At 52.1% G+C, this 1,068-nt stretch carries 1 protein-coding gene; it reads right to left on the minus strand.

Translation table 11 applies throughout. The features are described 5' to 3' along the window. Positions 1–106 precede the first annotated feature (106 nt). Positions 107–913 (minus strand): IS5 family transposase, encoded by an 807-nt coding sequence (locus C7B65_RS27000; RefSeq protein WP_073075385.1) that lies wholly within the window; start codon positions 911–913, stop codon positions 107–109. Positions 914–1,068: the final 155 nt, after the last annotated feature.

Raw genomic sequence — 1,068 nt, forward strand, 5'->3', positions numbered from 1 at the left:
TCGCAGCACTCGATCTACATCTAGCATCCTTCCGTCTCCACTCACTCGTTCTATATATTCTGCCTTATTTCACAACAAGTCTAATATTTTCAATTCCTAGAGGGTGTTATGCACTTTTGAATCCGATACTCACGAACTGTTTGACCATCAATATCCCAAAGGCAATCAGGTGAAAGCCGATTAAGGTTTCTGCGAGCCGCTGGTAATCTCGCGCTAATCGCCGAAACCGGGACATCCAACCGAAACTCCGCTCGACAATCCACCTTCTGGGCAGCAGCACAAAGCCCTTCTTAGCCTCTGGGAGTTTGACCACTTCCAGGCGAATGCCTTCTGCCTCGGCAGCGGCGGCAGCTTGCGCTCCCGTGTAGCCCTGATCCACAAAGGCAACCTCAACTGATTCCCCTGTCATCTGCTGGACTTGTTGCACGAGTTCTGCCACCTGCGCTCGGTCTTGCTCGTTCGCTGGGGTAACGTGCAGAGTGAGCAAGTGTCCTAGCGTATCCACAGCCCTGTGCACCTTGCTGCCTTTTTTGCGTTTTCCGCCGTCATAGCCCGCTCGATGTCCGCTTTCAACGGTCGATTGTAACGTCCGACTGTCCAGAATCACGGCACTCGGTTGCTCGGTGCGCCCCGCTAAAATTCGCAGGATCTCGCGCAAGTCCTGCACCATCGCCTCAAATACTCCAGCTTTGAGCCAGCGTTGTGTTTGTTGGTAGACCGTGTGCCACGGTGGCAGGTCATGCGGCATCAGTCGCCAAGCTCCCCCTGTGCGAACAATCCACCGCACTCCATTGAACACTTCTCGCAGACTATGGTCGCGTTGTGGCGCAGCTTCCGTCATTAAAGTTAGATACGGAGCGACAAACGCCCATTCTTCGTCGCTCACATCCGTTGGATATGGTTTTCTAGTCATGCCCCCAGTTTAGCGAAAAGTGCATAACACCCTCTAGTACAGGAACTCCTACTTCTCTATGATCTGACTTCTTCAACATATAGCAGTCCTATTTGAGTTGTAAGATCAGCCATAGCGCCGCAACTTGGGAAAATCAAACGTGTAAGACTGCAAGA

The organism is Phormidesmis priestleyi ULC007, assembly GCF_003003695.1.
Taxonomy (GTDB): Bacteria; Cyanobacteriota; Cyanobacteriia; order Leptolyngbyales; family Leptolyngbyaceae; genus Phormidesmis_A; species Phormidesmis_A priestleyi_A.

What these genes read in the sequence shown, in the direction of transcription:
- C7B65_RS27000 (WP_073075385.1), bottom strand. Translation starts at nt 913, where the DNA reads ATGACTAGAAAACCATATCCAACGGATGTGAGCGACGAAGAATGGGCG.